This is a genomic window from Emcibacter sp., from assembly GCF_048269205.1.
In the GTDB taxonomy this organism is placed as follows: Bacteria; Pseudomonadota; Alphaproteobacteria; order Sphingomonadales; family Emcibacteraceae; genus Emcibacter.
Genome location: NZ_JBLXJC010000001.1, coordinates 539,748 through 560,028, shown reverse-complemented (window position 1 = coordinate 560,028; position 20,281 = coordinate 539,748). Strand labels below are relative to the sequence as shown.

The following is a 20,281-nucleotide window of genomic DNA, read 5'->3' as shown; positions in this document are numbered from 1 at the left end:
GCGTATGCGATTTCAATGCGATTCTAGTGAATGGTTTCCGCCTCGATCAGCTCATCAAGCTGACGGAGGGTGTCATCCAGTTCACGGTCTGCCGATTCGGCCCGGTCCTGAAGCTCCTGATGCTCCATTTCCAGAATTTCATACTGCTGTTTCAGCTTGGAAACAGCGTCCCGAAGCTGACGGTTTTCCGCTTCCAGCCGGCTCATCCGGTCTTCCACTTCACCCCCGGCCTCGCCGCCTTCGCGCACGCTGCGGGCCCGAACATCAAGGGCTGCGCGCTCGAGGCGGGTCAGCGCCTCGTCCAGCTCGATTCTCAGTTTTTCAGCGTTTGACTGGTCTTCCTTAAATGGCATTTCCTTGTACCCCTAACGGTCTCCTCCCGGGACCTTGAATTTATTCTCCAAGCCTAGACTCATTTCCATATGAAAATCCACTTAAAACGATTTCCGGGGCATTTTTTCATCAAAATCACCCCCAAATCATCAAAAAAGGGCCTGTTAACCACAAGATTCCCCAAATCGGTGCAGAAGTATATTGACGGGGGGACCTGTTTTGTTCATTGTGCCCGCGACCGAAGACAGAGTGCTTTATTTCTTTAAATACCTAGAGTAGACCGGCAAGAGGAATATGACTGCAACACATGGCGATATGGCCAACACGATCCGTGCCCTCAGCATGGATGCCGTACAGGCTGCAAATTCTGGTCACCCGGGCATGCCCATGGGCATGGCAGACGTGGCCACCGTTCTTTTCACGAAATATCTGAAATATGATCCCAAATGGCCCGACTGGCCGAACCGCGACCGTTTTGTATTGTCCGCAGGTCACGGCTCCATGTTGCTCTATTCCCTGCTCTATCTGACAGGCTATGAAAATCCGACCCTGGATGACATCAAGAATTTCCGCCAGTTGCACAGCCCCTGTGCCGGACATCCGGAATATGAGGAACTGCCCGGTGTTGAAATGACCACCGGCCCGCTGGGCCAGGGTCTGGCCACCGCCGTCGGCATGGCGCTCGCCGAACGCTTGAGCGCCGCCCGTTGCGGTGATGTTATCGATCATTACACTTATGTGCTGGCCGGTGACGGCTGCCTGATGGAAGGTGTGAGCCACGAGGCCATCTCCATGGCCGGTCACCTGGGCCTCAGCAAGCTGATCGTGCTGTGGGACGACAACAGCATCAGCATCGACGGCGACACCAATATCACCACCAGCGACGACCAGATCGCCCGCTTCCAGGCCCATAACTGGCATACCATTGCCATCGACGGCCATGATCCGGACGAGATTTCCGCCGCCATCGAGGAAGCGCAGCAGGCCGACAAGCCGACCCTGATCGCCTGTCGCACCACGATCGGTTATGGCGCCCCCAACAAACAGGGCACCTCCTCCACCCACGGTGCGCCGCTCGGGGACGAGGAAATTGCCGCCGCCCGGAAATTCCTGAGCTGGCCCCATGCCCCGTTCGAGGTCCCGGACAATATCATGAGCGCCTGGCGCGAAGCCGGCGAACGCAGCAAACAGGCCGCCTCCGACTGGAAAGCCGCCTGGGACGGGCTGGACGCCAATATCCGCGCCGATTTCGAGCGCCGGCTGAACAAAGAGCTTCCGGCCGGCCTGAAAGACGCCATCAACGACTATAAAAAGCAGCTGGCGGCCGAGCCAAAAAAAGTGGCCACCCGCAAGGCCTCCGAAATGGCGCTTGGTGTGATCAACCCGATCATGACCGAAACCATTGGCGGTTCCGCGGACCTGACCGGCTCCAACAATACCAAAACCGCTGACATGACCCCGGTAACCCGTGACGACTTCTCGGGCCGTTACATGTATTACGGAGTGCGGGAGTTCGGCATGGCCGCGGCCATGAACGGCCTCGCCCTGCATGGTGAATATATGCCTTATGGCGGCACCTTCCTGGTCTTTACCGATTACTGCCGTCCGGCGATCCGTCTTTCCGCCCTGATGAAACAGCGTGTGGTCTATGTGATGACCCATGACAGCATCGGCCTTGGCGAAGACGGTCCGACCCACCAGCCGATCGAGCATGTGGCGTCATTGCGCGCCATGCCCGGCGTGGCGGTGTACCGTCCCGCCGATGTGGTGGAAACTGCCGAATGCTGGCTTGCCGCCCTGGAAGACAAGGAACGGCCCAGCGTACTGGTGCTGACCCGTCAGAATCTGGAGCAGCTGAGGCTCGACCATACGGACGAGAACCTGTCTGCCAAAGGCGGATATATCCTGAAAGAAGCTGACGGAGAGGCCAAAGCCACCCTGTTTGCCACAGGTTCCGAGGTGGAACTGGCCGTCAAGGCCCACGAAGAACTGCAGGCTTCCGGCATTCCGACCCGCGTGGTTTCCCTGCCGAGCTGGGAGCGCTTTAACGAGCAGGACGAGGCTTACCGGGCCAATGTACTGGGGGCCACCCCGGTCAATGTCGCCATCGAAGCCGGCGCCACCCAGGGCTGGGAGCGTTTTGTCGGCCGCGACGGCACCGTCATCGGCATCGACCGTTTCGGCGCCTCTGCCCCGGCCGGTGATCTGTTCAACTATTTCGGCCTGACGGTGGACAACGTCGTCAAGACCGTCAAAAACAAGGTTTAACTGTCTAACAAACGGAGATTACCCTCATGACTACTCGTGTAGCAATCAACGGTTTCGGTCGTATCGGCCGTCTTGCCCTCCGGGCCATCTACGAATCCGGTCGCACCGACATCGAGGTCGTCGGCATCAACGATCTTGGTCCTGTGGATATGAACGCCTATCTGCTGAAACGTGACTCCGTCCACGGACCCTTTCCGCATGAGGTAACGGTAAACGGCGATGTCATCAACCTGGGCCGCAACGACATCAAGGTGGCCGCAGAGCGTAACCCGGCCGATCTGCCCTGGGGCGACCTGGGCGTTGACATTGTTTACGAGTGCACAGGTATCTTCACCCACCGCGACAAAGCCAAGGCGCATCTGGACGCCGGCGCCAAGAAAGTGCTGATTTCCGCACCGGGCACCGAAGTCGACCAGACTGTCGTTTACGGTGTAAACCACGACAAGCTGGAAGCAGGCCACACCATCGTGTCCAACGCCTCCTGCACCACCAACTGCCTGGCCCCGGTGGCCCAGGTGCTGAACGACACTGTCGGTATCGAAAAAGGCTATATGACCACCGTGCATGCCTACACAGGCGACCAGCCGGTGCTCGACACCCTGCATTCCGACCCGCGCCGCGCCCGTGCTGCTGCGCTCAGCATGATCCCGACCTCCACCGGTGCGGCCAAGGCCGTTGGCCTGGTTCTGCCGGAACTGGCCGGGAAGCTGGACGGTTCAGCAATCCGCGTTCCGACACCGAACGTGTCCATGATCGACCTGAAATTCGTGGCCAGGAAATCCACAAGCGCTGACGAAATCAACGCCGCCATCCAGGAAGCCGCCAACGGCCGCCTGAAAGGTGTTCTGGCCTATATCGATGAGCCAACCGTTTCCATCGATTTCAACCATGACCCGCACAGCTCCAGCTTTGATTCAAGCCAGACCAAAGTCATGGACGGCACGCTGGTCCGTGTGCTGAGCTGGTACGACAACGAGTGGGGCTTCTCCAACCGTATGTCCGACACTGCCAAAATCATGGCATCCCTCTAACCCGAACCGGGGGAGCCTGATGGCGACGTTTAAAAACATCGAAAGCCTGGGCGCGCTTGACGGCAAGCGCGTCCTGGTTCGTGCCGACCTCAATGTCCCTATGCAGGACGGTGAAGTCAGTGATGACACCCGCATCCGCTCCGTCACGCCGACCATCAAGGCGCTGGCGGCAAAGGGAGCCAAAGTCATTGTCATGTCCCATTTCGGCCGCCCCAAGGGCCAGGTCGTCCCGGACATGTCACTGGAAGCCCTCGGCCAGCCGCTGGCCAATATCACCCGGCTGCCGGTGGCCTTCATCAATGACTGTATTGGTGACGATGTGACGGAAACCATTGACGCCATGGAAAACGGTTCCGTACTGTTGCTGGAGAACGTGCGTTTCTATCCCGGCGAGGAAAAGAACGATCCGGAGTTCACCAAACTGCTGGCCGCCAATGGCGATGCCTATGTGAATGACGCCTTTTCCTGCTGCCACCGGGCCCATGCCTCCACCGAGGGCATCGCCCACCTGCTGCCGAGCGCGGCGGGCCTGGCACTGGAAGCGGAACTTGTGGCGCTGGAAAATGCCCTTGGCACCCCGAAACACCCGGTTGCTGCCGTGGTCGGCGGGGCCAAAGTCTCCACCAAGCTTGATGTCCTGACCCATCTGGTGGAAAAGGTCGATCACCTGATTATCGGCGGCGGCATGGCCAATACCTTCCTTGCCGCGCAAGGCGTGGATGTGGGCAAGTCGCTGTGCGAGCATGACCTGGCCGATACCGCCCGGGATATTCTTGGACGTGCCGAGAAAGCCGGTTGTACCCTGCACCTGCCGACAGATGTGGTGGTGGCCAAGGAATTTGCCGCCAACGCGGAAAACCGTACAGTGGCGCTTGACCAGGTGGCCGCGGACGACATGATCCTGGATGTGGGCGCGGCTTCTGTCGCAGACCTTTCCGCCGCCCTGCATGGATGCAAGACCCTGATCTGGAACGGCCCCATGGGTGCCTTCGAGATCGAGCCGTTTGACAAAGCCACGGTCGCCTTGGCAAAAGCGGCGGCAGAGCTCACTGATGAAGGTTCCCTTCTCAGCGTGGCCGGCGGCGGTGACACCGTTGCAGCGCTTAATCACGCTGGTGTGGCCGAAAAGTTCACCCATATTTCCACCGCCGGCGGCGCCTTCCTCGAATGGATGGAAGGCAAGGAACTGCCGGGCGTAAAGGTGCTCGAAGTATAGTTTTAGTCAAGGTCCCGGTCCGAAAAGGTCCGGGATTTTCATTATAAAACAATAGAATATACAAAATACACAGATAGAGATAACGAGGTAAATGACATGAGAATGACACGCAAGGTAAAGCAGATCCTCTCCTATTATGAAAGCGACAATCCCGGCACAAAAACCAATCTGGCCCGCATCCTGATGCAGGGCAAGCTCGGCGGTACCGGCAAGATGATCATCCTGCCGGTTGACCAGGGTTTCGAACACGGGCCGGCGAGAAGCTTCGCGCCGAACGCCCCGGCTTACGATCCGCATTACCATTACCAGCTTGCCATCGATGCCGGCCTCAATGCCTATGCTTCCACGCTGGGTATGCTGGAAGCGGGAGCCGACACCTTTGCCGGCCAGATCCCGACGATCCTGAAAATCAACAGCTCCAACAGCTGGGCCACCACCAAAGACCAGTCTGTGAACGCCAGCGTCAATGACGCCCTGCGCCTGGGCTGTTCCGCCGTCGGTTTCACCATGTATCCGGGGTCCGAATTCGCCCTCGAACTGATGGAAGAGTTCCGTGAAATTTCCGAAGAAGCCAAAGCTGCCGGCCTGGCCGTCGTTCTGTGGTCCTATCCGCGCGGCGGCGACCTTTCCAAAGACGGCGAGACCGCCATGGACGTGGGCGCCTATGCCGCTCACCTGGCCGCCGAACTGGGCGCCCATATCATCAAGGTGAAGCTGCCCTCCGATCACCTGGAACAACCGGAAGCCAAGAAAGCCTTCGAAGACGCCAAGATCGACCTGTCCACACAGGCGGCCCGTGTGGCCGAAGTGATGCGCTCGTCCTTTAACGGCCGCCGCATTGTGGTCTTCTCCGGTGGTGCCAAGAAAGGCGCCAACAGCATCTATGACGACGCCCGCGCCATCCGCGACGGCGGCGGTAACGGTTCCATTATCGGCCGCAACACCTTCCAGCGTCCGCGCGAGGAAGCGATCGAGATGCTGAACAAGATCATCGCCATCTACAAAGGCCAGGAATAAACATTTAGGCAAGAAATAAGCCTGCCGGGAGACCCAAGCATATAAAGACCAGGCTTATTTCTGAAATGTCTGAGGGACGACCGGGCTCGCTTCATGCGGGCCCGGTTTTTTATAATTGTCTTACGTTCGGGAAAACATTACCCTTTTGAAGCAATCCGAAATTAAGTCATGGGGAAAATCCGTGGACGTATTTCTAGAAATTAACCTTATCGCCGTTTTGTTGTTGATACCAGCATGGAAAATTTGCGGCAAAGCAGGATTCTCGCCTGCACTTTCCCTGCTGATTTTAATTCCCGGCCTCGGGTATCTGATTTTATTGATCATACTTGCCCATTCAGATTGGCCAAATACCACGCAAAAAGTGGAGAGTTAAAATGGGATTATCTATTTGGCAGATACTGCTCGTAATTTTCTTCATCTATTCTATCTGGGCATCCATTCGAGTTATTCATAAGGCTGGTTATTCTGGATGGTGGGTATTAATTACCTTCGTGCCGATCGTCAATTTTATCATGATCTGGGTCTTTGCTTTCGCTGACTGGCCAAACTTGCGTTACCAGGAAGACGAGCCCGCCGCTATAGAATAAAACTGGGTGCTGGCGACAGCCCCCTACTTCAACCAGTTCACCTCATACAGGTCAAAGCGGCGGTCCTTGAAGTTGCGCACCGTGCCGGACTTGCGGGCAATCAGAAGGTCGTCCAGGTTCAAATCGGCAAAGATGATGGTTTCGGCGTTGCTTTCCGCCTCCGCCGCGATGCCGTCCCGGGCGAACGGGAAATCGCAGGGGGTGAGAATATGGCTGGCGGCATAATGGATATCCATATTTTCCACATCCGGCAGGTTGCCGACCATGCCTGATGTTGCCACATACAGCTGGTTTTCCACCGCCCGGGCCTGGGCACAGTAACGGACCCGCAGATATCCCTGCCGCTCGTCGGTGCAGAAGGGCACAAAAAGAATTAGCGCCCCCTGGTCGGCGAGATGACGGGCCAGTTCCGGAAATTCCGCATCATAGCAGATCAGCACGCCGATGGGGCCGCAGTCGGTCTGGATCACATTCAGTTCGTCGCCGCCCTTCATGTTCCACCAATAGTCCTCGTTGGGGGTGCAATGAATCTTGGCCTGCTGATGGACCTCCCCGCCGCGCAGGAAGACATAGGAGATATTCATCAATTCGTCGCCCACCATGGTCGGATGGGTGCCGCCGATGATGTTGATGTTATAGCTGATGGCCATCTGGTTCATGGCCTTCACATAGTCTTCCGTATAGGAGGTGAGCCTGAGCGCGGATTCCTGCGGCGTGAGGCGGTTGTCCTCCGCCGACAGCAGCGCCTGGGTGTAAAGTTCGGGGAAAACCACGAAATCACCCCGGTAGTCGGAGGCAATATCAACAAAATATTCAATCTGGTTCATGAAGTCCTCGAAGGATTTTACCTTGCGGGCCTCGAACTGCACACTGGCCACGCGGACCACGCCCGGCCGGTGGCGGCGCTGCTTCTTGGGCGTATCCTCCACATACAGCGCATTATGCCAGACCATATGCACGGCAAAGTCGGCGCTTTCCTTGTCCCCCACCAGATAGTTTTTAAGGATGCCGATGGGCTCGAATTCATTGCGGAGCTGAAAGCCAATGACTGTATCGCGAATTTTCTTTTCCCTGACCTGCTCCAGATATTCCTCAGGGGTCATGCCCTTACGGGCATAACGGGCGTAACCGGGCATGCGGCCGCCGAACACAATCCCCTTGAGGCCGAGCTGAACGCAGAGCTTCTTGCGCATGTTATAGAGCCGCTGCCCAATCCTGAGACGCCGCATGTCCGGATCGACACAGACCTCCATGCCATAAAGGTAATCGCCTTCCGGGTCATGATGGGTGGCATACCCCTTGCCGGTGATCTGTTTCCAGCTATGGGGGCGGAGGGCCGTTTTCTCGTCAATAATGAAGGTGGCGGCATGACCGACGATACGGCCCTCATAGATGGCGATGATCTGCCCCTCGGGAAACTTCTTGATATGGCTGGCGATCATTTTTTCCGTAAAGCTGAAATCGCCATAAACCTTGCGGTTGAGGGCGGCAAGGCCCGGCACATCTTCCAGAGTGGCTGTGCGGATAAAAAGTTTCTGGCGTTTAATAATATTGCTCATGGCGGAAAAGCCCTAAAACAGCAGTTGATAATAAAATCTCGTATATACTAAAACTGCGGCCATACAAGAAGATTTGAAGGGATAGACCGCAGTAGTTTCAACCATCCACGAGACAGTTAACTTTCCCCCTGTCCCTTGGCCTTTTTTTTCGGTAGGCTCACGGAAACAAGCCACAGGATCAAAGCCCTCAATGGAAGAACATTATCACGCCCTGACCTACCTCGCCAGCGTCCTTGCAGCCGCCTTTGTCGGCGGGGCCGTGTTCAAGAAACTGAAACAGCCGGTGATGATCGGCTATATCATCGTCGGGCTGGTGCTCGGCCCTTCCGTGCTGGGCCTTGTGGAAGGGCGTGAGGAAATCTCCCTGCTGGCGGAGCTCGGCATCCTGCTCTTGCTGTTTGTCGCCGGGATGGAGCTTGACCTGCATAATTTCAGATCGGTTTCAAAAATCTCGCTCATCACCTGTGCGGCGCAGATTATCCTGGGCCTGGTCATTATGTTCATTCTCGGCTGGCTGTTTGACTGGCCGCTCAACCGATCGATACTGATGGGCTTTGCGGTATCCCTGAGCTCCACCGCCGTGGCGCTCAAGATTCTTGAGGATATGAAGCTGAAAGACACGACCATCGGCCATTCCAGCCTTGGTATCCTGATTGCCCAGGATCTGGCCGTGATCCCCATGATCCTGATTATCGGCGCCATGCATACGGCCGAAGGCTTCAACTATATGGGCATGGCGCGGCTGGCCATCGCCGTGGTGCTTATGGGCGGGCTGATGTATGTGCTGACACAAAAACCCAGGATATTCCTCGGCATCTGGGCCCGTTTTGAACGCATCAAGGGCGAGGCCATGCAGGGACAGGCGGCAATCACCGCACTGGCCTTCTGCTTTACCGCCGCCGCCGTCTCCGGCTTCTTCGGCCTGTCCGCCGCCTACGGCGCCTTCCTTGCCGGGATCGTGCTGGGCCATACCATGAACCGGCACGAGCTTGAGGAACACACCCGGCCCATCTTTGATGTGATGATCATGGTGTTTTTCCTGTCCATCGGCCTGCTGATCGACCTGCAGTTCCTGTGGGATCACCTGTTCGCCGCCCTTACCGTTCTGTTCCTGACCATGTGCCTGAAAACCGTCGCCAATGTGGCGATCCTGCGCTGGCAGGGCATGGAAAAACAGGAAGCCTATACCACCGGCGCGGTGCTGGCCCAGGTGGGGGAGTTCTCCTTTATCCTCGCCGCCATGGGGCTCGGTGCGGGCACCATTGATTATGACAGCTACAAGTATGTGGTGGCGGTGATTACCCTCAGCCTGTTGTTCACACCGCTCTGGCTGTATCTGGTGAAACATAACGAGAGCCTGCCACAGCTGGAGCTTGGCCGCCTGAAGGAACAGGTGGACAAAATCAGGCAAAACGGGTCAAGCGGGGATGTGCGCACAAAACACAGCCCCAAGAATGACGACGATACTGAAAGCACTGATAAAGGCGCTTGATTTGCCCCTCATCCGGACGACGGTTATTTCAGGGACTTCGAGAGAGCCGAAGGCGAACCTTTTGCCGAAATCTGCCCCGCCCCTCCGATCCTCATGCCGTTGACATGTCCCGGGCTGGTGCAAATGTTTGCATTGCCGGCAATTTTATCTATACTTAGAGTCATTATAAAAAATAATGTATCTGCGCTAAACAAAGATAAAAAAGGGAAGTTTTCATGTCTTCAGACGTCATGACCGCAACAAGCGGCCTGCGACAGCCTTTGCTGGGCATCGTCGCCACCATTTTCCTGATTGTTATTTCTTTTGCCGTCATCAAATTCAGCGGCAGCAACTTTGCCACCTGGGTGGCTTTTTTGTTCATGTGCTGTGTGCCCGCACAGATGCTGATGGCGCTGGCCTGGCATACAGACTTGCCCAAATTTGCCAGCCGGCTGGCACAGCCGCTCAAGGGACTTGTTTTCCTTGCCCTGACCATGGGTATCGGCGCCATCGTGGCGATACTGTCCATTATCGTGATCGGCAAGGGCCATACACCGCCCACCCCGCCCCTGATCATGTATATTATTTTCAGCGTGGTCTGTACCTTCTGGATCATGGCCCTGTGGCGTCTTTATCCCTTCAACAGATTCTGCAAAAACCCTATGATAGCGGGCATTGTCGGACTGATCGCCGCCTATGTGATTGCCTGGGCGCTGTTTGTCAGCCTGTTTAATTTCTCCTTCCTGGCTGGCTCACCGGTCTATATCGCGGCTCAGGACCCGGGCGGCGCTTTCATGGCCTGGGATGTGCTGACCTTTGCCGTCACCACAGTCGCTGCCATCATGATGTGCACCCTGTTTGACTTTTGGCCGGTGACAGAGCTGAACCCGTCAGGAAATCCCTTACTTCATGGCATCCTGGGCAGTATCTATGTCCTGCTTATTGCCGGGGCGGTCAAATATATCTCAACCCAGATGCTGGGCATGGACCAGGTGGTTTATATGGTCACCGTACCGATCAGCTTCATTTTTGCGGTCTTTGTCATCAATGTCTTGTTGGAACACAGTCTGTTTGCAGGCAAGGCGCAGCCACTCAAAGGTGTCCTGTCGCTCGCGGTCGCCATTGTCCTGACCTTTGCCTGCAAGCAGGTCTATATGGCTGCAGCACCGATGCTGAGCGGCGACATGCTGTCGGGACCGCCAGCTTATACCCTTGACCTGTGGATTGCCGATGCGCTGCTGGCCATCACTTTCCCACTGATAGTGGCCTTCTGCGACTATTTCAATTTCTGGCCGTTCCGGCGTTAACCCAACAGCTTTCGAAAGTTATTTATAGCTTCTGGTCATCTCTCCCCCTTGGCAGTCCTGGACTGCCAAGGGATTTTTCTGTTCACCAACGCAACTGAAGGACCAGCCCCTCACTTAACGTTGTCAAGGTACCGCATTGACGAGCAGCAACATTTATGCAAAAATTTGCGCAATATATTTTATATTTACTACAGGAGGCCACAAGGTGGACCCGGAACCCTTCTTTTACAAACTGTCCTATGCCTCGGCATTCACGGCCCATATGGCCGACAGGGTCAATGAAAGCATCATGGACCAAAGCAAGCATCTGTTCGAGCTGAACCATATCCAGACGCCGACACGATCGGCCTCGATCATGATCTATCTTTATGAGCATGGTGCGAAAAGTCTGACCGAGATTGCCCGCGACTATGTTCAGCAGCATCAGCTTGTTGCTTCCAGAGTTACCCCCCTTGAAAAGCTGGGGCTTGTGGAACGATATCGCGATCCGGACGATGCCCGGCGCAACCTGCTCAGGCTTACTGAAAAAGGGAAAAAAGACGCGGAAAAAATTGTCCAGGTCAGCAAACTAATCGCCACTGCCCTGGATGAAATATTCAAGCAGACCGGGATTGATCTGATGTCCGGCCTTCTGGAAGTGGAAAAGCGCCTTAAACGCCCCCACCCTTCGGACAGGCCTGGCACGATTTCCAAGCCAAGGGAAAAATAGATGCGTATAAAAAAAATAATATCGGTAGTGGCGCTGGCAGTTTTTCTGTTCACCCCCACAGTTCAGGCCGCCTGTAAAAACGCTCTTTACGGCCATAATCAGGAAAAAGTCGTTCTTTACCAGCGCGCAAGCGACATGAAAGAGAATATTGTCCGCTATCTGTTTGTAGACGGCCGGCGCGGCATCTTGGGCAAACCCGGCGCAGAGGTCAGCTGCAACGAAGACAGGCTTTTAAACCGGAGCGGCAAAGCCTTCGAAAGCATTGAACTGAAAGAACAGGATATTTCTTTCCGGAGCAGTGGCCTGGACCTTGTCGGCAAACTGGTTGACGCCGCCGGCGGGGCAGGCTCGGATAAACCGCTGGTGGTTTTTGTCCACGGCTCGGAAAGCACACCGACCGTGGGCTATTCCCCCTATCCATATATCCTTGCTGCTCAGGGCATCTCTGTTTTCGTTTATGACAAGCGCGGCACCGGACAATCCGGCGGACATTATAGTCAGGATCTGATTGCTCTGGCCGGTGACGCCGCCGCAGCTGCAGAAGCCGCAAAAAGGATGGCATCAGGACGCTATAACCGCTTTGGTTATTACGGTGGCAGTCAGGGCGGCTGGGTTGCGCCCCTTGCCGCGAAGACCACAAATGCGGATTTTATTGTCATCGGTTTCGGTCTGCTGTTGTCCCCGGTCGAAGAAGATGCCGAACAGGTGTATGACGAGCTCAGGCGCATGGGCTATGGGGAAGATGTCATTGACCTGGCGCGGGACGTCACTGCTGCGACAGGGGAAATCATTGCCAGTCATTTCACGAAAGGCTTTGAAGACTTGACCCGGGTCCGGAAAAAATACGCAAACACAAACTGGCTCGGGAAAATCGAAGGTGAGTTTACCGGCATGGTGCTTGCGGCCAGTGAACATGACCTGAGAAAGGGCATAGCCGGCGATTTCGAGGATTCCGGCGTCCCCTGGCGTCATAATGCCGTCGATGTGATCCGCAGCCTCAGCGTGCCACAATTGTGGGTAATTGCCGGAGATGATATTGTCGCGCCGGGGTCCGTGACGCGGGACCGGCTGGAACTCTTGAGGAAGGAAGGCCTGCCCCTGACCACTGCGCTGTTCCCCAAAACGGACCATGGCATGCTTGATTTTACGCTAAGGGAGGACGGATCCCGCATCTGGACCCGTTTTACCGAGGGCTATTTCCGACTGATCGCTGACTTTATGAAAAGCCGTCTGGAGCCACCCTACGGCAGGGGACAAATCACAGAACCCCGGCCCGAATAAGCAGGCTGCGCCTGCAAAGACTGTCCGCAGTCAGCTTTTTCTTTGACCCGCCGGAGGTTTCGGATATCTATAGGGGAAACAGTCAGGACAGGAACCATGGCAGAAACACGTCTTTATCTGATTTCCCCGCCACGTATCAATGTGGAAAACTTCGCCGAGCAGCTCAGAAATGCACTGGAAGGCGGAGATGTGGCCAGTTTTCAGTTGCGTCTGAAGAGCGTACCCGATGTGGAAATCGAGCGGGCCGCAAAAGCCCTGATGCCGATCTGCCACAAGCATGATGTGGCCTTTCTGATTAATGATCACCCAAAGGTTGCCGCACGACTGAAAGCGGACGGCGTACATATCGGACAGAACGATATGCCCTACCAGGAAGCACGGGAGATTGTCGGCCCTGACAGCATCGTCGGTGTGACCTGCCATAACAGCCGCCATCTGGCCATGACGGCCGGCGAGGCCGGCGCAGACTATGTGGCTTTTGGCGCCTTTTTCCCCACGGACACCAAGGATGTCAGCCATGTGGCCGACAAGGAAATCCTGGGCTGGTGGGCAGAGCTTTTTGAGGTGCCCTGCGTCGCCATCGGCGGCATTACGGTGGATAACTGCCGGGAACTGATTCAGGCCGGTGCAGACTTCATCGCCGTCTCCGGCGGGGTCTGGAACCATCCGGACGGCCCGAAAGAGGCCGTCCGGCAGTTCAATCAGGTCATATCAGACGTCTGACCGGTCACTTCCGCCGCGGCGGCAAGGGCCATTTGTTCCAGCTCCGCCCGGGTATAGTCCCTGTCCGGCGAAGTCTGTTCCAGTCCGGCCTGCCTGCGTTCCCCGTAACGCCGGCGGGCTTCTTCCCTGTCCTGTACTTCCTGTTGTTTTCTCTGGCGACGCACCAGAATCAGGCCACCGCCGCTAATAAGGCCAACAAGGCCGAGGGAAACATCCATAGGTACCTCCGGTTTTTGTTTATCTTCCTCCCCTCCCGCGAGCTTGAACCCGGGGAGAGCATAACCTTCATAGTCAAGTGTAGCCCCTGCAAAATGGTAATCCCCCTCCCCGTCAAGGGTGAAGGGAAGAATACCGTCTTCTGCAAGATCCCGCAGGGCCTCCAGACTAAGATTCTTGCTGTGAATAGTGAATTCATCGGAATAGCCGTCCCAGCGTTCCACCAGTGTACGCTTTGTCAGGGAATAGGCTGCCAGTTTGCCCGCACTCTCGGCATCCTGTTTCAGTCCGAGGAAGCTTCGGCTCTCGCCGCGATCGTGGACTTTCTCGAGCCGACGGTGACTGGTGGCGGCATAATACCGGTCCGCCCCGATCTGAAGGCGGGCCACCTCTGGCGGGTTTGAATATAGATTATAGACTTCCTGGATATAATGCTGCTCAAGCGCCGGACCTTCGGTACCGACGATGCTGCGGGTCATGGTCCGGCGGGGCCGTCCGTCTTTTTGCGGCCGGCCCCTTCGTTCCTTCATCTGCCATTGATCATTGTCCCGGAAGTGGAAAGTCACCACAACCCGGGTCAAGGTCAGCCGGGGGTTGTCTCCCCACTGATCCCTGAGATCGAATTGTCCCGTGTATGGTTTATTCTCGCTGATCAGCACGTCTTCCGCCGGAAGACTTACACTGCCTTTCAGGTTTGCCGTCGCCATCGCCTCAGCACTCCAAAGAGTAATAAAGGCTCCGAAAAGCGACATTTTGAAACCATTGCGAATCCGGTTGTCTGTCACTTCTGCTCCAGCGGGAAAGCATAGACTTTCTGCCTTCTTCCCGTCATGAGAGAAATTTCTTTCCCCTAATGTGAACAGAAATTGTAGCCAACAAAAATATCCGATCCCTTAAAAATAGCTAAAAACTTATCTGTCTTGTTTTCAGTGCCTCCAGCTATCAGACCCAAGCTTGCCCAAGGGCAGATTAACCCGCTATGAACAGGGCTGTTCAGCCGCGGTTCAGGAGCAGGTCTGTAGAAGGAAAAGACAACATTTATTCCTCCTACCCGTGGTGTTGTGAAGAGGCGGGCCGCAGTTCCCTACGCTGCGGCCCCTTTTTTATTTGCAAACATCCACACATGTGGCAGCATGCGGCCATGACTAAAAAAGCTGGACAAATAGACGTCAGAAAACTGCCCCCCGACAGCAGCCTCGGGGACTGTTTCATGATCCGCCGCAAGGTGTTTATCGAAGAACAGGATGTTTCCGAGGAAGAGGAAATGGACGGCCGGGATGATACTGCGGATCATTATATCGTCACCGTGAGCGGCACCCCCGCCGCCACGGCAAGGGTCCGCTACCCCGAAGCGGGAAAGGGCAAGGTTGAGCGTGTCGCTGTGTTGAAAGAGTTCAGGGAGCTGGGGCTCGGCCGGATCATTATGGAGAAAATAATCCAGGATATTTCCGCCCGACAGGGAACCAGGGAAATACTGCTTGCCGCCCAGACACAGGTGACAGGCTTTTACGAGAAACTGGGCTTTACCGCTTACGGGGAGGAATTCCTGGACGCCAACATCCCCCACTACTGGATGACCAGGTCACCCCTGAAACAATAACCACCGTTGTTCAGATTTTTACATCCTGCGCCCATTTCTCGGCCAGGTCGCCAATCACCGGCAACTTGTATTTTTCTCCCTGGTATGCCTTGATCATCAGAATGATCCAGAGCACAACGCCGATCACATACAGCAGTGGCACCAGAACGGCCCCCACAAGTGTCACGACCAGAACAAAACCGGCCAGATGCAACCCGCCGAACAAAACCATCGACTGCATGGCGTGAAATTTGATGGTGGCGTTTTCCTTCTCGATCAGGAAAAAGGCCAGACCGGAAATCCAGAACAGAAGATAGCACAGCAGACTGGCAACATTTTCCTCTAGTCCCGTACTCGTTTTTTCACTCATTTCCTTCCCCTTGATTAGCATGATTGAAAAAAGTCTACCTCTTTTGTGGAAAGTTTTCCAGCATGCGTCGTCAGAACTTCACAAAAATACAGGCCCTTGCAACAGTTGTCGTCATTGGTTACATGGGAGGGATGACCTATCCCGTCCTCTATAGCTTCCGACGCTGCCCCTATGCCATGAGAGCGCGCCTGGCCCTTGCCTACGCCGGAATCACCTGTGAACTGCGCGAAGTGGTCCTGCAGGACAAACCACGGGAATTGTTGGCCCTGTCCCCCAAGGCTACGGTTCCCGTGCTGCAGTTACCCAACGGGACCATCCTGGAAGAAAGCTTTGATATTCTGAAGTGGGCCCTGTCACGGAACGATCCCGACAATTGGCAGGCCGGCCTTGACAAGACCGGGGAACTTGTCAGGGAAAATGATGGTCCCTTCAAGGACGCCCTGGACAAATATAAATATTCAAGCCGTCATCCGGAAGAACCAAAAACAGTCTATCGGAGCCGCGGAGAAGTTTTCCTGGGCAGACTGAACCGGCAACTGACGGACAAGGAATTTCTGTTGGGCGATCGGCAGACGGCGGCAGATATCGCTGTCTTTCCCTTCATCCGACAGTTTGCCTTTGTGGACAAAACCTGGTTTGACGAAAGCTCTTATGAAGCGCTCAAGAGATGGCTCGATCATCATCTGCACAGCAGCCTCTTCCAGAGTGTCATGAATAAATATGCCCAATGGACTCCGGACCGGGAACCGGTCTTTTTCCCATGATACATCCCGATGACCTGGATCAATGAAGGCGAAGAAGTCTTGGCGCACCTTCGGGAAAGTGATATTCTTTTCGAAGGAGGTAGAACATGGCTGCACTGAACATCGATACAATCAATTACATCATTTCCCTGGCCCGCGAGGTTCAACAGGACGCTCCCGAAATAATAGAGGAGGAACTGGCTGAATCCGGAGACGGCGCCACCCTTCTGACAAACGATGACATCACCCAGATTGCCGATGAGGGCATTATGGAAGACCACGCGCAGGATGCCACCTACCAGGCCTTTGTTGCAGCCATCGATCGTATGAACGAGGAAGAGCGCAACGAACTTGTCGCTCTGATGTGGGTCGGCCGCGGCACCTACAGCAATGAAGAATGGGACCAGGCAGTCGCCGCTGCAGCCGAAGCCTCCAACGATCATACAGCCGACTATTTGATCCGGGCACCGCTTCTCCCCGACTATCTGGAAGAAGGCCTCGTTCAAATGGAGGACTTTCTGGGAGAAGATTGAGGGTTCCTCCTTGCCGTTTCAGCAGCCTATCCGTTTTATTATAAATATCTTAATTATTTTTCAGTAATGTTCAGCCATTAAACTCGGACCTGACCCCAAAACCGGTATGGCAGAATGCACGAAAACAGCCTGATATTTCCCCCCGCAGATTCAGCAAGAAAATCACATACGCTCCTTGAGGAAACTCCATTGGCCGACCCGTCGAGAATACTTTCGCCACGTCTGAAAGAAATTCTCGACATTTGGAAAGCCAGTGGCGGAGAAACAGGCGTGCCGTCCTGGAAATTATTTAATCCTATGAACTTTCCGGATCTCCTGCCGACCATGAGCGTCTACAGCAATGAGGGCACACCTGAAGAGCCGGACTATATCCTGCGGCTGGAAGGTGACCTGAGTGCGCAATTTTTTAATGTACCAACCTCCATGACAAGAGTTCGCGATATCCACAGCCACAGCCAGAAAGATTATCTGGTCAATCACCTGACAACTGCCATTCGTCTCGGCAAGCCCAACTATATCGTGAGAAACCTGGGCTGGAACAAGGGGCGTGACTTCATAGAGTACGAAATTTTAAGCCTGCCTTATGCAGGCTACAACGAAGGTATTGCAGACAGAATCCTGTGCGCTAAAATTTTCCGCAACAGAGAAAGCTCCCCGGTCCTGTGACCTTCTTTTTAAAACCCCGCTTGTATCCGGAAACATTCTTCCCTAGACTCTGGAGAAACAGGCTTGAGAATAACAGACAGGCGGTCATGGCAGCCGGAAAAAACGAAAACTCCCGTAATGCGAAGGATCAGGATTCTTCCTACCTCCTTGTGGAAGCGCCACTTACCGACATCTCTCTGGTTGAGAGCCCGCGTCTGAGAGAAATTCTGAAATTCTGGGAAAGCCAGAAAAGAGGCGATGATGTTCCGCTCTGGAAAAGCTTTAATCCCATGAATTTTCCCGATATTCTTCCTACAATCAGCGTTTTCAGTAATGAAGGCACCCTGGACGAGCCCGATTACCTGCTCAGAGTGGAAGGAGAGCAAAGTGCGAGAATTATGGACCTTCCCACATCCATGACCCGGGTCCGGGAACTGGACTCATATTTCAGCAATACCAGACTTCGGGAACATCTGGATATTATGGCCCGGGAAAAAATGCCGATTTATTTCATCCGCAATATGGGCTGGAGAGAATACAAAGACTATATAAACTACGAGATCCTTTGCATGCCTTTCGCGACGCAGGAGAACGGCCCCGTTGACAGGTTCCTGTCAACAAAGACGTTCAACCAGAAACCACTGAAAAAATAACGCTAGTCGTCAAGAAGCCTGTCCAGCGCGTCATCTTCCAGGTGATAGAGGGTGTGCTGCCGCTCCCGGCGTGAACCGAGCGCCTCGTAAAACCCGATGCCGCTTTCATTCCCGTTTTCCACCCACCAACGCAAAAAATATCCGCCGCTATCCCGGACTTCCCCGGCCAGGTGGGCGAAGACTTTCTTCCCTATTCCCAATCCGCGGTAAGGCGGCTGGATATAGATGTCCTCAAGATATATCCCCGGTTTTCCCCGGTAGGTGGCGAAGAAATAAAAATAAAAGGCGGACCCGACCGGTGTGCCATCCACTTCCATAACAAGGGTCTTTGCTTTCGGCTCCGGCCCGAAAAGGAAATGGCGGAGGCCCTCTTCCGTGGCCTCCACCTTGTCCAGCTCTTTTTCATATTCCGCAAGTTCCCGGATGAACCCCAGCAGCGTTGGGATATCATCCGCTGTTCCCGGACGCAACACTACCTCCGTCATGACAGCTTTTCCGCCACCATCAGAATGACCCCGTCCGATCCGGTCACATGCACAACATCTCCGGTCTTGCCGGCGAATTCCCCCCTGACTTTCCACAGCGTATCACCGATCTTGATCTTGCCCTCGCCGTTTTCCATGTCGGAAACCAGGGTATAGTTATGACCAATATACTGAGCGCCGCGGCGGTTCAGGTTGGTATCCTCTGTCTCCAGGGGATGTTTTTTAAGGTAACTCCGCCCGGCGAATACGCTGACCACCGACAGGACCGAGAAAATAACAAACTGCATTTCCCAGCTCATATCCGGCAGCACCAGAACAATCAGACCAACGATGGCGCTGGCAATGGCAAGCCACAGGAAGACAACACCCGGCAGGGCCACTTCGAACCCGATCAGGGCCAGGGCGGCCACAAACCAGAGCCAGTGATTGAATACGATATCCTCAAACATGCTTACATCCTTTCCTGACTAGCCCGCATTGGGCACCCGACCGCGCGCACCGCCGGTTTTCGGGGCATCCTTGAGATTATTCAGCATCTCCGTCATGCCGCCCAGCGCCCCGATCACACCGGAGGCCTCCAGCGGCATAAAGACCAGTTTTTCATTGGGGGAGCGGGCAAAATCGCTGAGCGTTTCCACATATTTCTGGGCTACGAAATAGTTGATCGCCTGGGGGTCACCATGGGCGATGGCGTCAGATACCATCTGGGTCGCCTTGGCTTCCGCTTCTGCCTCGCGTTCCCGTGCTTCCGCATCCCGGAAAGCGGCCTCCCGACGGCCTTCGGCTTCCAGAATAGCGGACTGTTTCTCACCTTCCGCCTTCAGAATTTCGGACTGACGAATACCTTCCGCTTCCAGAATATTGGCGCGCTTTTCGCGCTCTGCCTTCATCTGGCGGGCCATGGCATCGATGATGTCGCGCGGCGGCTCAATATCCTTGATTTCGATACGGGTAATCTTGATCCCCCAAGGAGTGGTAGCATCATCTACAACAGTCAGCAGGCGGGTATTGATCTGGTCGCGCTGTGACAACAGCTCGTCCAGGTCCAGAGACCCCATCACTGTCCGCAGGTTGGTCATGGTCAGATTGAGTATGGCCAGCACCATGTCGTGAACTTCATAGGTCGCCTTGGCCGCATCCAGAACCTGGTAAAAAACCACACCGTCAGCCCGCACCATGGCATTGTCCTTGGTAATCACTTCCTGGGAGGGCACGTCCAGAACCTGCTCCTGCATGCTGACCTTGGAGCCAACGCGGTCAATGAGCGGAATGATCAGATTAAATCCCGGCTTGAGAGGTCTGGTATAGCGACCGAACCGCTCAAGTGTCCACTCATATCCCTGTGGAACCGTTTTCACACCTGCAAAAATAAGAAATACGGCAATGACGATCAGTGCAATGCCGAATGTGCTGAAACCTAGCATATCAATGTCCCCTTGTTCTGTTTACATAGTCACCGGTCAAAGATACCCGATTGAATGGCAACAGGATACAGGATTGTAGAATTGCTAATCCAGTCACAAAAAACGGCAGTTTTCCAGTGGAAAACTGCCGC

The 20,281-nt window shown here is 55.0% G+C and carries 23 protein-coding genes; 16 read left to right on the top strand and 7 right to left on the bottom strand.

Annotated features, from left to right (window positions below; translation table 11 throughout):
* Nucleotides 1-23: 23 nt before the first annotated feature.
* On the bottom strand, nucleotides 24-353 hold the full coding sequence (locus ACN0YD_RS02655) for a hypothetical protein (RefSeq protein WP_417317096.1): 330 nt from the start codon (nucleotides 351-353) through the stop codon (nucleotides 24-26).
* 274 nt (nucleotides 354-627) lie between these two features.
* On the opposite strand from ACN0YD_RS02655, the gene tkt reads away from it, so the two are divergent.
* The 6 genes from tkt to ACN0YD_RS02625 all read left to right on the top strand — a co-directional run bounded on the left by tkt (nucleotide 628) and on the right by ACN0YD_RS02625 (nucleotide 6,452).
* Nucleotides 628-2,601, top strand: coding sequence for a transketolase (gene tkt, locus ACN0YD_RS02650; protein WP_417317095.1), 1,974 nt, complete (start codon nucleotides 628-630; stop codon nucleotides 2,599-2,601).
* A gap of 26 nt (nucleotides 2,602-2,627) precedes the next feature.
* Complete coding sequence (gap, locus tag ACN0YD_RS02645; protein ID WP_417317094.1) at nucleotides 2,628-3,632, top strand: type I glyceraldehyde-3-phosphate dehydrogenase; 1,005 nt, start codon at nucleotides 2,628-2,630, stop codon at nucleotides 3,630-3,632.
* A 19-nt stretch (nucleotides 3,633-3,651) separates the two neighbouring features.
* Nucleotides 3,652-4,848 (top strand): phosphoglycerate kinase, encoded by a 1,197-nt coding sequence (locus tag ACN0YD_RS02640; RefSeq protein WP_417317093.1) that lies wholly within the window; start codon nucleotides 3,652-3,654, stop codon nucleotides 4,846-4,848.
* A 96-nt stretch (nucleotides 4,849-4,944) separates the two neighbouring features.
* Complete coding sequence (locus tag ACN0YD_RS02635; protein ID WP_417317092.1) at nucleotides 4,945-5,865, top strand: class I fructose-bisphosphate aldolase; 921 nt, start codon at nucleotides 4,945-4,947, stop codon at nucleotides 5,863-5,865.
* Between the two features lie 181 nt (nucleotides 5,866-6,046).
* Nucleotides 6,047-6,238, top strand: a complete 192-nt coding sequence (locus ACN0YD_RS02630) for a hypothetical protein (protein ID WP_417317091.1) — start codon at nucleotides 6,047-6,049, stop codon at nucleotides 6,236-6,238.
* Between the two features lies 1 nt (nucleotide 6,239).
* Complete coding sequence (locus ACN0YD_RS02625; RefSeq protein ID WP_417317090.1) at nucleotides 6,240-6,452, top strand: DUF805 domain-containing protein; 213 nt, start codon at nucleotides 6,240-6,242, stop codon at nucleotides 6,450-6,452.
* Nucleotides 6,453-6,475: 23 nt separating this feature from the next.
* Here ACN0YD_RS02625 and ACN0YD_RS02620 read toward each other — a convergent pair whose 3' ends face one another.
* On the bottom strand, nucleotides 6,476-8,011 hold the full coding sequence (locus ACN0YD_RS02620) for a GNAT family N-acetyltransferase (RefSeq protein ID WP_417317089.1): 1,536 nt from the start codon (nucleotides 8,009-8,011) through the stop codon (nucleotides 6,476-6,478).
* A 190-nt stretch (nucleotides 8,012-8,201) separates the two neighbouring features.
* Between ACN0YD_RS02620 and ACN0YD_RS02615 the strand changes: the two genes are divergently transcribed.
* The 5 genes from ACN0YD_RS02615 to thiE all read left to right on the top strand — a co-directional run bounded on the left by ACN0YD_RS02615 (nucleotide 8,202) and on the right by thiE (nucleotide 13,502).
* A complete protein-coding gene (locus tag ACN0YD_RS02615; RefSeq protein WP_417317088.1) occupies nucleotides 8,202-9,503 on the top strand; it encodes a cation:proton antiporter in 1,302 nt (433 codons plus the stop codon).
* A 215-nt stretch (nucleotides 9,504-9,718) separates the two neighbouring features.
* On the top strand, nucleotides 9,719-10,789 hold the full coding sequence (locus ACN0YD_RS02610) for a hypothetical protein (RefSeq protein ID WP_417317087.1): 1,071 nt from the start codon (nucleotides 9,719-9,721) through the stop codon (nucleotides 10,787-10,789).
* Between the two features lie 205 nt (nucleotides 10,790-10,994).
* Complete coding sequence (locus ACN0YD_RS02605) at nucleotides 10,995-11,498, top strand: MarR family winged helix-turn-helix transcriptional regulator (protein WP_417317086.1); 504 nt, start codon at nucleotides 10,995-10,997, stop codon at nucleotides 11,496-11,498.
* A complete protein-coding gene (locus ACN0YD_RS02600; RefSeq protein ID WP_417317085.1) occupies nucleotides 11,499-12,779 on the top strand; it encodes an alpha/beta hydrolase family protein in 1,281 nt (426 codons plus the stop codon). It begins immediately after the preceding gene.
* Between the two features lie 96 nt (nucleotides 12,780-12,875).
* Nucleotides 12,876-13,502, top strand: a complete 627-nt coding sequence (thiE, locus tag ACN0YD_RS02595; protein ID WP_417317084.1) for a thiamine phosphate synthase — start codon at nucleotides 12,876-12,878, stop codon at nucleotides 13,500-13,502.
* Here thiE and ACN0YD_RS02590 read toward each other — a convergent pair.
* Entirely contained in the window at nucleotides 13,481-14,503 is a 1,023-nt protein-coding gene (locus ACN0YD_RS02590) for a hypothetical protein (protein ID WP_417317083.1), read from the bottom strand. The genes thiE and ACN0YD_RS02590 overlap by 22 nt on opposite strands.
* Nucleotides 14,504-14,859: 356 nt before the next feature.
* Here ACN0YD_RS02590 and ACN0YD_RS02585 point away from each other — a divergent pair, with 356 nt between their 5' ends.
* Complete coding sequence (locus tag ACN0YD_RS02585) at nucleotides 14,860-15,318, top strand: GNAT family N-acetyltransferase (RefSeq protein ID WP_417317082.1); 459 nt, start codon at nucleotides 14,860-14,862, stop codon at nucleotides 15,316-15,318.
* Nucleotides 15,319-15,328: 10 nt separating this feature from the next.
* Here ACN0YD_RS02585 and ACN0YD_RS02580 read toward each other — a convergent pair whose 3' ends face one another.
* The gene (locus ACN0YD_RS02580) at nucleotides 15,329-15,667 is read right to left on the bottom strand and encodes a DUF4870 domain-containing protein (RefSeq protein ID WP_417317081.1); all 339 of its coding nucleotides are present in this window, start codon (nucleotides 15,665-15,667) and stop codon (nucleotides 15,329-15,331) included.
* Between the two features lie 62 nt (nucleotides 15,668-15,729).
* Between ACN0YD_RS02580 and ACN0YD_RS02575 the strand changes: the two genes are divergently transcribed.
* The 4 genes from ACN0YD_RS02575 (at nucleotide 15,730) to ACN0YD_RS02560 (ending at nucleotide 18,241) form a co-directional block, all read left to right on the top strand.
* The gene (locus ACN0YD_RS02575) at nucleotides 15,730-16,431 is read left to right on the top strand and encodes a glutathione S-transferase (protein WP_417317080.1); all 702 of its coding nucleotides are present in this window, start codon (nucleotides 15,730-15,732) and stop codon (nucleotides 16,429-16,431) included.
* 86 nt (nucleotides 16,432-16,517) lie between these two features.
* The gene (locus tag ACN0YD_RS02570) at nucleotides 16,518-16,943 is read left to right on the top strand and encodes a DUF3775 domain-containing protein (RefSeq protein WP_417317079.1); all 426 of its coding nucleotides are present in this window, start codon (nucleotides 16,518-16,520) and stop codon (nucleotides 16,941-16,943) included.
* 114 nt (nucleotides 16,944-17,057) lie between these two features.
* Nucleotides 17,058-17,609 carry a hypothetical protein gene (locus tag ACN0YD_RS02565; protein WP_417317078.1) on the top strand — a complete coding sequence of 184 codons (552 nt, stop codon included), beginning with the start codon at nucleotides 17,058-17,060 and terminating at the stop codon, nucleotides 17,607-17,609.
* Between the two features lie 86 nt (nucleotides 17,610-17,695).
* Entirely contained in the window at nucleotides 17,696-18,241 is a 546-nt protein-coding gene (locus ACN0YD_RS02560) for a PAS domain-containing protein (RefSeq protein ID WP_417317077.1), read from the top strand.
* Nucleotides 18,242-18,243: 2 nt separating this feature from the next.
* On the opposite strand, the gene ACN0YD_RS02555 is transcribed toward ACN0YD_RS02560, so the two are convergent.
* From ACN0YD_RS02555 to ACN0YD_RS02545, 3 genes are read right to left on the bottom strand one after another with little or no spacing between them, the layout of a single operon-like run.
* Nucleotides 18,244-18,726, bottom strand: a complete 483-nt coding sequence (locus ACN0YD_RS02555) for a GNAT family N-acetyltransferase (protein WP_417317076.1) — start codon at nucleotides 18,724-18,726, stop codon at nucleotides 18,244-18,246.
* A complete protein-coding gene (locus ACN0YD_RS02550) occupies nucleotides 18,723-19,175 on the bottom strand; it encodes an NfeD family protein (protein WP_417317075.1) in 453 nt (150 codons plus the stop codon). The genes ACN0YD_RS02555 and ACN0YD_RS02550 overlap by 4 nt, the downstream gene beginning before the upstream one ends.
* Before the next feature lie 18 nt (nucleotides 19,176-19,193).
* Entirely contained in the window at nucleotides 19,194-20,150 is a 957-nt protein-coding gene (locus ACN0YD_RS02545) for an SPFH domain-containing protein (protein WP_417317074.1), read from the bottom strand.
* Between the last annotated feature and the right edge of the window lie 131 nt (nucleotides 20,151-20,281).

Coding starts and splice junctions, on each gene's coding strand:
- ACN0YD_RS02640 (WP_417317093.1), top strand. CDS start 3,652: ATGGCGACGTTTAAAAACATCGAAAGCCTGGGCGCGCTTGACGGCAAG.
- ACN0YD_RS02580 (WP_417317081.1), bottom strand. CDS start 15,667: ATGAGTGAAAAAACGAGTACGGGACTAGAGGAAAATGTTGCCAGTCTG.
- ACN0YD_RS02600 (WP_417317085.1), top strand. CDS start 11,499: ATGCGTATAAAAAAAATAATATCGGTAGTGGCGCTGGCAGTTTTTCTG.
- ACN0YD_RS02625 (WP_417317090.1), top strand. CDS start 6,240: ATGGGATTATCTATTTGGCAGATACTGCTCGTAATTTTCTTCATCTAT.
- ACN0YD_RS02575 (WP_417317080.1), top strand. CDS start 15,730: ATGCGTCGTCAGAACTTCACAAAAATACAGGCCCTTGCAACAGTTGTC.
- ACN0YD_RS02545 (WP_417317074.1), bottom strand. CDS start 20,150: ATGCTAGGTTTCAGCACATTCGGCATTGCACTGATCGTCATTGCCGTA.
- gap (WP_417317094.1), top strand. CDS start 2,628: ATGACTACTCGTGTAGCAATCAACGGTTTCGGTCGTATCGGCCGTCTT.
- ACN0YD_RS02570 (WP_417317079.1), top strand. CDS start 16,518: ATGGCTGCACTGAACATCGATACAATCAATTACATCATTTCCCTGGCC.
- ACN0YD_RS02635 (WP_417317092.1), top strand. CDS start 4,945: ATGAGAATGACACGCAAGGTAAAGCAGATCCTCTCCTATTATGAAAGC.
- ACN0YD_RS02585 (WP_417317082.1), top strand. CDS start 14,860: ATGACTAAAAAAGCTGGACAAATAGACGTCAGAAAACTGCCCCCCGAC.
- ACN0YD_RS02615 (WP_417317088.1), top strand. CDS start 8,202: ATGGAAGAACATTATCACGCCCTGACCTACCTCGCCAGCGTCCTTGCA.
- ACN0YD_RS02620 (WP_417317089.1), bottom strand. CDS start 8,011: ATGAGCAATATTATTAAACGCCAGAAACTTTTTATCCGCACAGCCACT.
- ACN0YD_RS02565 (WP_417317078.1), top strand. CDS start 17,058: ATGCACGAAAACAGCCTGATATTTCCCCCCGCAGATTCAGCAAGAAAA.
- ACN0YD_RS02655 (WP_417317096.1), bottom strand. CDS start 353: ATGCCATTTAAGGAAGACCAGTCAAACGCTGAAAAACTGAGAATCGAG.
- ACN0YD_RS02610 (WP_417317087.1), top strand. CDS start 9,719: ATGTCTTCAGACGTCATGACCGCAACAAGCGGCCTGCGACAGCCTTTG.
- tkt (WP_417317095.1), top strand. CDS start 628: ATGACTGCAACACATGGCGATATGGCCAACACGATCCGTGCCCTCAGC.
- ACN0YD_RS02550 (WP_417317075.1), bottom strand. CDS start 19,175: ATGTTTGAGGATATCGTATTCAATCACTGGCTCTGGTTTGTGGCCGCC.
- thiE (WP_417317084.1), top strand. CDS start 12,876: ATGGCAGAAACACGTCTTTATCTGATTTCCCCGCCACGTATCAATGTG.
- ACN0YD_RS02555 (WP_417317076.1), bottom strand. CDS start 18,726: ATGACGGAGGTAGTGTTGCGTCCGGGAACAGCGGATGATATCCCAACG.
- ACN0YD_RS02560 (WP_417317077.1), top strand. CDS start 17,696: ATGGCAGCCGGAAAAAACGAAAACTCCCGTAATGCGAAGGATCAGGAT.